This is a genomic window from Fluviicola sp. (genome assembly GCF_030151805.1).
Taxonomy (GTDB): domain Bacteria; phylum Bacteroidota; class Bacteroidia; order Flavobacteriales_D; family Crocinitomicaceae; genus Fluviicola.
This window is the reverse complement of record NZ_JASLCN010000426.1, coordinates 25,202-34,619: the sequence shown is the minus strand read 5'-3', so window position 1 is coordinate 34,619 and position 9,418 is coordinate 25,202. Positions and strand designations below refer to the sequence as shown.

At 44.2% G+C, this 9,418-nt stretch carries 9 protein-coding genes; 2 read left to right on the top strand and 7 right to left on the bottom strand.

Going from position 1 to position 9,418, the window contains the following annotated elements:
• Positions 1–734: hypothetical protein (locus tag Q1V93_RS16280; protein ID WP_300666110.1), on the bottom strand; the 734-nt coding region annotated here is incomplete at its 3' end.
• On the bottom strand, positions 731–1,306 hold the full coding sequence (locus Q1V93_RS16275; protein ID WP_300666108.1) for an RNA polymerase sigma factor: 576 nt from the start codon (positions 1,304–1,306) through the stop codon (positions 731–733). The genes Q1V93_RS16280 and Q1V93_RS16275, both read right to left, overlap by 4 nt.
• A 107-nt stretch (positions 1,307–1,413) precedes the next feature.
• Between Q1V93_RS16275 and Q1V93_RS16270 the strand changes: the two genes are divergently transcribed.
• Positions 1,414–1,926, top strand: a complete 513-nt coding sequence (locus Q1V93_RS16270; RefSeq protein ID WP_300666107.1) for a histidine phosphatase family protein — start codon at positions 1,414–1,416, stop codon at positions 1,924–1,926.
• Here the strand turns inward: Q1V93_RS16270 and Q1V93_RS16265 are convergent.
• The gene (locus Q1V93_RS16265; RefSeq protein ID WP_300666105.1) at positions 1,868–2,677 is read right to left on the bottom strand and encodes a rhomboid family intramembrane serine protease; all 810 of its coding nucleotides are present in this window, start codon (positions 2,675–2,677) and stop codon (positions 1,868–1,870) included. The two genes, Q1V93_RS16270 and Q1V93_RS16265, sit on opposite strands and share 59 nt — an antisense overlap.
• Before the next feature lie 96 nt (positions 2,678–2,773).
• On the opposite strand from Q1V93_RS16265, the gene Q1V93_RS16260 reads away from it, so the two are divergent.
• Positions 2,774–4,225, top strand: a complete 1,452-nt coding sequence (locus tag Q1V93_RS16260) for a hypothetical protein (protein WP_300666104.1) — start codon at positions 2,774–2,776, stop codon at positions 4,223–4,225.
• Positions 4,226–4,324: 99 nt separating this feature from the next.
• Here the strand turns inward: Q1V93_RS16260 and paaI are convergent, their stop codons facing one another.
• From paaI to Q1V93_RS16240, 4 genes are all read right to left on the bottom strand, one after another.
• Positions 4,325–4,732: a hydroxyphenylacetyl-CoA thioesterase PaaI gene (paaI, locus tag Q1V93_RS16255; RefSeq protein WP_300666103.1), complete on the bottom strand. Its 408-nt coding sequence runs from the start codon at positions 4,730–4,732 to the stop codon at positions 4,325–4,327.
• Between the two features lies 1 nt (position 4,733).
• The gene (locus Q1V93_RS16250; RefSeq protein WP_300666102.1) at positions 4,734–6,080 is read right to left on the bottom strand and encodes an AMP-binding protein; all 1,347 of its coding nucleotides are present in this window, start codon (positions 6,078–6,080) and stop codon (positions 4,734–4,736) included.
• Between the two features lie 91 nt (positions 6,081–6,171).
• Entirely contained in the window at positions 6,172–7,680 is a 1,509-nt protein-coding gene (locus tag Q1V93_RS16245; RefSeq protein ID WP_300666101.1) for a GMC family oxidoreductase N-terminal domain-containing protein, read from the bottom strand.
• A 96-nt stretch (positions 7,681–7,776) separates the two neighbouring features.
• Positions 7,777–9,189, bottom strand: coding sequence for an aldehyde dehydrogenase family protein (locus Q1V93_RS16240; RefSeq protein ID WP_300666100.1), 1,413 nt, complete (start codon positions 9,187–9,189; stop codon positions 7,777–7,779).
• Positions 9,190–9,418 lie beyond the last annotated feature (229 nt).

Sequence of the window (9,418 nt, the reverse complement as noted above, 5' to 3'; positions counted from 1 at the left end):
TCCGGGGATAAGTAAGGAGATTGGCCGATTGTTGGTCCCAATTCCACATACCAGGAATTGTCATCCCGACCACCTTTCTTTTTCTGAATCGGGTCGATGTCTTTGTTGTTTCCTGCTATGAATTCTTTTGTTCCCAATGGCTCGAAAGCAGTATCTTCTTCACTGGTCGGATCAATTGGATTTACCTCCGGAGATACCGGATTATTTACCAAAGATTCCGCTTTAACAGGCACTTCTTTTTCTATTTCTACGATTCGATTTTGTCTGTTAGTCAGATTCCCGTTTTGAGGTGTCTGACCTGCTCCGTTTCCGTTACGTATTCTTGTTCTTGTGTTAATTCTGTTTCTGTTTACCGGCAAAGAAGACTCCACAGCTGAAGTTGTGTTCGTGTTTTCCTGCACTGGTTCAGGTAGTGTGATTCCGGATGTATGATCTGGTGTATTTTGGTTGTTTTTCGGATGATCTTCTGCTAAAACAGTTCGCTTCGTAGTATTCAGATTAGAAATTCTGGGTTTTCCGGTTGGATAAAAAATCAAACCAAGAACCAACAACAAAGTCGCTGCAACAGAAATCCAGGGAATAAATGCGCCTCTTTTCCTTTCTTCAGGCAGCATTGCTTCCATCTCCGACCAGAATTCCGGAACGAAAAGCGGCTCCTGTCCTTCGGCAGCATGTGCATCTCTGAACAATTGATCCAGTTCGTCGTCGCTAATATGTCGATTTGAATATTTCATATCACAAAGCGTTTTTCATGTCTGTTTTCCATCATTTCAAGCCGTTCTCTTAATAATTTTCTAGCGGTCGAAAGATGCCATTTCGATGTTCCTTCCGTAATTTCAAGCAGGTCGCCAATTTCTTTATGGCTATACCCGTCAATGATATACAGCGTAAACACATGAGCTGAAATCGGTGGGATGGTTTTTAATAAATCAAGTACCTCCTGGTAACTCAGTTCCTGCGCGCCTTCATTTTCAACTTTTTCAGCCGAAAATGCCAGCTCTCGTTCTGTTTCTTTCGCCACAATGACCTGATTGTGATTTTTGTTCTTCCGATACTCATCAATCAGGGTATTTACAATAATCCGCTTTGCCCAGGCCGGGAAATTCAGTTCATCCAGATCCACATTCTGCAAGCCGTTCACAATTTTCAAGAACCCGTTATTCAATGCATACCTGGCATCTTCATGATTGGTATAATATCTCAGACACAGACGAATAAACTGCCTGTAGCAATACTCGTAGAGCAGCTTTTGGGAGCGTCTATCATTCTCTGCAGATCCCAATAATATTTGTTTGGTTACTTGCATTTACCCGGGTTCAAATTATTCACTAACCAACATAAAATGTTGAAACTTCAAGCTTGTTTTTTATTCATAACGTCATATCTTTACCATTGGTTGGAAATTACGTAAAAATGTTAACATTACACCTTATTCGGCATGCAAAGACCAATCAGGTCTCACCTTCCGGTGATGATTTTGATCGCGCCTTACTCGACAAAGGTGTATCTCAGGCAAACGTTCTTGGTAATTATCTTCAAACGCATCACATTACACTTGGAAAAATTATCTGTTCCAGCGCTGTCCGGACGCAACAAACAAGATCTGTTATTTGTCAGCATCTGGTTGAACAATGTCATTTTGAGCTGAGTAAAAAATTGTATCTCTGTTCCCATGGGCAAATTCTTGACGTGATTGAAAGCATGGGGAAAGACAATCCAACTGTTACCATTATCGGGCACAACGAAGGGATTTCGCAACTTGCCAGCTACCTTTCCGGAGAATCTATTCATTTGCGGACTTCGGAAATGATCTCTTTGACGTTTCCATTTGAATCGTGGGATCACCTCATCAGCGGAACGGGAGTGATTATTTTTCAGTATCGCCCGGAGGTTTTTCTGCCTCTTCCGATTTCTTCGAAGGGTTGATGTGATAAATAATTTGCACTGGAGGTTGCGGTCCGTATTGATTTGCCTGATCGCGGTATAACTGTTCCAAATACTGTCTGTAAGCAATTTCCTCCTGGTTTTGTCTCCACATTCCTTCCAAATCCGGTGGTTCGATTCCCATTTCTTTTTCAATCTCATATTGGTATTTCGGTCGAACCGGGCCATGTTTCCGGTACGCAACGGCTAAACAAACTCCTACGGCAAAACCTCCGAAATGTCCTTCCCAGGAAATGGAAGGTTCCGTCGGGAAAATCCCCCAGATCATACTTCCATAGACAAAAATAACGGCCAATGAAAGCCCCTGGAGCGCTCTGATTCTTCTGAAAAATCCGGAAATGAACAGGAATCCGAACAAGGCATAGATCACACCACTCATCCCGATATGATATGCTCCGTTATCCTGAGCTACCCACCACACAATTAATCCCGTTCCGAGCCAGGAAATGAGGAAAACCCGCAAAGCGATTTCACGGTAATAATAAATCACTGCAGCGAGTAGTAAATAGGTCGGAAGTGAATTATTCAAAATATGCTTCACATTACCCGGATCATGTAATAATGGCATAAAGAAGAGTCCTTTCCAACTGCTCCAATGTCTCGGACGGATTCCCCATTCGATCAAATCGGTGCCTCCGGTCGTTCGTTCGAGGAGCCAGATAGTCCAGCAAACAAGCACCAAAAGCAAGGGGTAGATAAGGGCTTCCGCAGACCTTCCTGAAAAATGTTTCATCTGATTCACACCTCGTTTCATCAACAACTAGTCCGAACTCATTATTCTGTCAATTTGACAGTTAGCTCAAATGAAGATAATTTATAACTTCGAAACATGAAAGCAACATGCAGACTCTCACTGCTGCTGATTTGTATCATCAGCTCCATTTCGTTTGGCCAGGATTATCATTACTGGACCGATCAGTTCGGAATCAAGGCAACTGCATTGGGAGGAGCTGTTACTGCGGGTCTGGATGATCATTCGATGGGATATTACAACGCTGCAGCCATGTGTCTGCTCGAAAACCCCAGTTTGTCTTTCTCGATCAATGCTTATCAATACCGGACTTTCAAGCAGAAAAATGCGCTTGGACCGAATCAGGATCTGGAAAGCTCTGATTTTGCAACGATCCCCAACATGATGGCCGGGATTCTTGTGATCAAGAAGCATCCTAAATGGCGCATCGGCTATAATGTCATGTCCAAGGGCGTCTACAACAACAAACTGGATTTGTTTTATGCCAATCAATACGATGTCACCAATCTTCCCGGAGATGAAAGTTTTGTTTCTTCTTTTGCCTATGAAATTCACAACAGCGAATACTGGTCGGGACTGAGTGTGTCTTACGAAGCCAATCCGCATTTGGCTTTTGGGGTTTCGCACATGGGAATCTACAAGAATACGAAGTATTACAATGATTATTCCTTTACCGTGCTTCCTCCGGACACTTCTTCTTCGGAAATCACGCGTTTGTCTTCCACCATGTCGTTCAATTACTGGGATATCAAAGCAATTTTCAAGCCTTCCGTCTTAATTCACTATCCGAAATTCCGTCTGGGTTTAACCGCTGTGCTTCCTTCGATTAATATCATCGGGAAAGGGAATTTCTACCGGGAATTCTCCACCTTGAACATGACCGATGTACTGCCGATTGATTTTGCAGTTATTTCACAAGCAAAGAAAAGCAAAGTAAAACATCGGGGAACGACTTCCATCAGCTTGGGGATTAGCGCGCAAATTACTCCGAAATGCTGGTTATATGTAACCGCAGAAACGTTTTTCAGACAGAAGTATTACCTGATTCACAACGACCGGGATGAAACGCAACATTATCCCGAAATCATCAATGATTCGCTGATCACAACGATTTTTGGAAACCAGACTTTCCTTTCTTACGGTGAAGAATACAAACCTGTGACCAATGTTGGTTTCGGACTCGATTTCCAGGCTGCCGAACGGCTTGCTTTACAATGTGGTGCACACACGGATTTCAATTACAACAAAAACCCGGTATACAATTTTTCACGACAGAATATCCGGTCTTCGCAATACGACCGATTGGTTACTTCTGTGGGAGGAAGTTATACACTGAAGAGCGGGAAACGCATCGCACTCGCGTTTGAATTCGGGTTTTCACTTCCGAAGACAACGGATTATACGGTTGATTTCAATACTCCCAATGAGGCGCGAAACGGTTTGACCGGTGATGTGGGGCATGGAGTAAAAACGGCTGCGTATTCTTATAAATTGATGTTTGAGCTGACGTTGGGGAAACTGAATAAATAATGCCGAATTACGAATGTCGAATTTGATATTTCCTTTGATAACACAAAAAGCTTCGGATCATTCCGAATCTTCTGATTATCCCCTGATTTGCATCAACAATTATTGTACTTCTTTCCCGGTTCTGTAGGCCGTTCCTTTGAATAAACAGACCAGTTTTCCTTCTTCGTTCGTTGTGCGAATGTCGTAAAGTCCGGTTTTGTTACCCAGATGCAGTTCTTCCGCTTCTACGTAAAGTACATCTCCGGCTTTTGCAGGATTGGTAAACGTGATGGAAACATCCAGCGCAACGGTAATAATCCCATGGGAATTGCAGGCAAATGCAAAGGCCGAATCGGATGCGGAAAACAGCACGCCGCCGTGAATCCGTTCAAAACCGTTCAGCATTTCTTCTCTAACCGTGTAATGCAGTCTGCAATATCCTTCCCGGATTTCATCAAACTCCAATCCCAGCCATTTGCTAAACCGGTCGCGTTCGATCATGATGTCATAAACTTCCTGTGGTGTCATTTTATTTTTCTCTTAAATCCAAAATACGGTTCAACTTCCCGCCTTCACTGCGCGGAATGGTTCCGGGACAAGCCAGGTGAATTTTCATCGACAAACCGATATCGTCTTTGATTTTCTTTCCCAATCCTTTGTGTGCATACTGAATTTTATCGTGCTGCAACACTTCTTCATCGTTTAATGACGCTTCGCGTTTCAAACCTTCAAACAAATCGTGGTTGATTTCAATATTCACTTCCACCTCATCCATCGTTCCGGATCTTCTTACGATCAATTGGTAATTTGCGCTGAATTCCCCGAAATTTTCCAACACGGATTCTACTTGCGTATGAAACAAATTCACGCCGCGGATAATCAGCATATCGTCTGATCGACCAAGAATTTGTCCCATTTTAACATGTGTTCGCTTGGAGCTTTTGTCGTAATACAAACTTGTGATGTCGTTTGTCCAGTAACGGATCATCGGCATGGCTTCTTTTGTCAGGGTTGTGAATACCAACACGCCGTTTTCTCCTTCCGGAAGCGGTTCTCCGGTATCTTTATCCACGATTTCCGGATAGAAATGGTCTTCCCAGATGTAACTTCCGGTTCCTTTTTCTTCAAAATCTTCCTGGGAAACTCCCGGTCCGATAATTTCGGAAAGTCCGTAGATATTTGTTGCCGTAACTCCCAGTTTTGCTTCCACTTCCATGCGTACACTTTCCGTCCAGGGCTCTGCACCCAAAATGGCATATTTCAGATTCATGGATTTCAGATCAATTCCTTTTCGTTCGATTGTTTCTGCAATGGTCAAAGCATACGACGGCGTACAGCAAATCGCTTCACTTTGGAAATCCTGAAGCAACATGATTTGTTTCTCTGTTCCTCCGCCCGAAATCGGAATAACGGTCATTCCCAATTTTTCAGCTCCGTAGTGCAAGCCCAAACCACCGGTAAACAATCCGTAACCGTAAGCATTCTGCAATTTCATTCCCGGTGTGCAGCCCGCCGCAGTCAGCGAACGGGCAATGACTTCTGAAAAGATCTCAAGATCATTTTTTGTATAACCAACCACAATCGGTTTTCCGGTAGTTCCGCTCGAACAATGCAGACGCGCCGTTTCCGAAACCGGAACGGTAAAAAGTCCGAAAGGATAATTGTCTCTCAAAGCGCTTTTTTTCGTGAATGGCAGTTTGTACAAATCTTCCACACCTTTGATATCTGCCGGAGTCAATCCTTTTTCGTCAAACAGCTGTTTGTAGAAAGGTACTTTTGCATACACATTCTTCAACTGCTGCTGCAATCGTTCGTTTTGCAGTTTTCGGAGTCTATCGAGAGGCAAGGTTTCAATGTCTTTATTAAAGTAACTCATGATAACTATTTTCTGTATTGCAAGTAATGAATATTTACGCAAAAAAACTGCCCAACTCCATGGACAGTTTTACAATTGCTGTTATTTTTTCTTAATAATCCGCCTGAATCATATCTGCAGCTTTTTCTCCGATCATAATTGCAGGAGCATTGGTGTTTCCGGAAGTCACGGCGGGCATGACGGATGCGTCTGCAACACGTAATCCCTGCACACCGCGAACCTTCAACTTTGGATCAACAACCGCCATGGCATCAATTCCCATTTTACAGGTTCCGACCATGTGGTGATAGGTTCCGCAAGATGCGCGAATGTAGTCGATGACTTCTTCTTTCGATTTCCCTTTTCCGGGATAAACCTCTTCTTTCATCCAGTCTTTCATGGCATCGGTATAGCCCAATTTGCGGCATAATTCGACGGCTTCATACAAGGCATCCAAATCGGCATCATCTCCCAAATAGTTCGGGTCGATGTACGGCGCATCAGCGGCATCTGTCGTTTTCAGTTTCATTTCTCCACGACTTACCGGGCGAATCAATCCTGCGCATAACGTGAAAGCATTTTCAGGACCGGTGAAACCTGGAGAATAATATGGCAAGCCCATGAACAAGGGTTGCAAATCCGGAACGATCATATCCGGACGGCTTTTCCAGAACAATTGTGCTTCCAGTAAATTTGCCTGAGGTGGCGGAATTTGTTGTTTTGCTTCAAAAATCACACTCACCAGCAGATGATCGTGCAGGTTTTTACCAACTCCGGGAAGGTGTTTTACCACCTCAATTCCCAATGCATTCAAGTCTGCTTCGTCTCCGATTCCGGAAAGCAATAACAACTGCGCAGAACCGATTGTTCCCGCTGAAAGAATCACTTCTTTGGAAGCTTTAACGGTTATATTCTCTCCGTCTTTTTTGTAGACAACTCCTGTACAGGTTGTTCCGTCAAAGGTTAGTTTCTGAGCTGCCGCATTAGTAATTACCGTGAGGTTTTTGCGGGATAACGCCGGAACCAAAAAAGCTTTCGCCGTGGAACAACGCTCGCCTTCCGGTGTAACAGTTAATTCGCACAAACCTGCTCCCCAGATTTCCGTGTTACAATCAACGGAAAGCGGCAAACCGATTTCTTCGCATGCTGCCAATGAAACGATTGAGATCGGATTGGGAGTTTTAATCGTTGTAACGTGCAACGGCCCGCCTACTCCATGCGTTTCGCTTTCGCCTTTTTCATAGTTTTCAGACTTCCTGAAGTATGGAAGAATGCTTTTGTAATCCCATCCGTCGCAGCCCAAATATGCCCAATGATCGTAATCTGTATGATGTCCGCGAACATAGATCATTCCGTTGATGGAACTGCTTCCACCCAATGTTTTTCCACGCGGCCAATAGCGCGGTGTATTTCCTGCCTTTTTCTGTGGTTCGGTCATATAAACCCAATCGCGTTCGCTTTGCCAGATTGCGGGCCAGCCGGCCGGAGCATGGATATTCGGGTCGTTATCCGGACTTCCGGCTTCCAGTAACAATACATTAATATTCGGGTTTTCCGTTAAACGGCCTGCGATCACACTTCCCGCGGAACCGGAGCCAATAATGATATAATCGTAATTCATAATGCCAGTTTTTATGTTTTAATGAGGGTTTAATTCTTGTTTCCTGTCGTTCTCGATATTCCGGATTTCCGGAACTCGAACTGACAGAAAAGAGAATTACTTTTTGATGCTGATAATCTGAGGTTGTGTGACTGCTTTCAAGCCTTCCACTCCGAATTCGACTCCGTAACCGGAATCTTTCGCTCCGCCAAACGGCACCATCGGGTGAATTGCTCCGTGCTGATTGATCCAAACTGTTCCTGAAACAATTTGCTTCGCTACACGGGCTGCCTCATTCAAATCCGTTCCCCAAACGGAAGCTCCCAAACCTGAATCACTGTCATTTGCTTTTTCAATCGCTTCTTCAATCGTTTTGTATTTGATGATCGGCAATACCGGGCCAAACTGCTCTTCATCCACCAAACGCGTACCGTTGTCGATATCTGCCACCAACGTGATCGGATAGAAATATCCTTCTCCACCCAATGGTTCACCACCGCGAACAATTCGCGCTCCGTTTGCTTTTGCATCATCCACCAAACTTTTCACGATATCAAATTGCATTTTGTTTTGGATCGGACCCAATACAATTCCGTCATCCATTCCGTTCCCCATCGGCATTTGAGCTGAAACTGCATCCAATGCGCCGATCACTGCTTCGTAATCGTTTTCATGAACATACAAGCGTTTCGCACAGGCACATGTTTGCCCCATGTTGATGAATGCTCCCCAGAACAAATCTCCCGCGATCTTCGCAGCATCAGTTCCCGGTAACACGATCGCCGGATCATTTCCACCGCATTCCAGGGTCAAGCGCGCCATGTTTCCTTTCGATGCATCAATAATCTTCCGTCCTGTTTTTGTGGATCCCGTAAACATGATTTTGTTCACGTCTTTGTTTTCGATCAATAAGGCTCCGATACTTCCGTCACCTGTAACAACATTCAAGACTCCGGCCGGAAGAACCGTATTCATCAAACGGATCATTTCCAGCGTTCCGATGGTTGTGTATTCCGATGGTTTCAACACGACTGTATTTCCTGCACGCAACGAAGGGGAAATTTGCCAGATCGCAATCATCAAAGGCCAGTTCCAGGGTGTAATTGCTCCAACTACTCCAAGCGGTTTCCGGTGTAATTCGTCTCTTCGCGTGTCGTCTTCAAACACTACTTCAACCGGAAGATCCAATGAAGCCGGAACCTGAGTCCAACCCACGCAAGCCTGCATTTCAAACAATGAACCCGGCCCTGCCAATGGTTTTCCCTGTTCTTTGGTAATCCATTCCGCCAGGTAAGGCGCATTGTCGTTCAATACCTGCGCCACATCCATGAGGGTTTTCTTGCGTTCTTCATCGCTTTTTGCAGCCCAGGAACGTTGTGCTTTTTTCGCAGATTGCACTGCATTTTCCACATCAGCCGGTGACGAAACAGCTACTGAACCGATCACTTCTCCGGTTGCAGGATTCCGAACTTCGAATGACTTCTCCGAATCAATCAATTTCCCGTCAATCATAAACTTATAGGTTGCCATATTTGTTTTTTTAATAGTTAGCATAAAAACAAATGTAGGCGAGAACGTTTCCGGGATTCTAACACGATTGTAGTAGATTATATCAGAATAGTATCTAAAACACAGGTGGTTACATTTTTGATTGATTATGCTAGAAATGTATTGTCCTAAAACATAGACGATATAACCGTTTTTTTTCGCAGATACCGCAGAGCAGCGCAGAATAATTACCCGTTACTATGCAGTATGT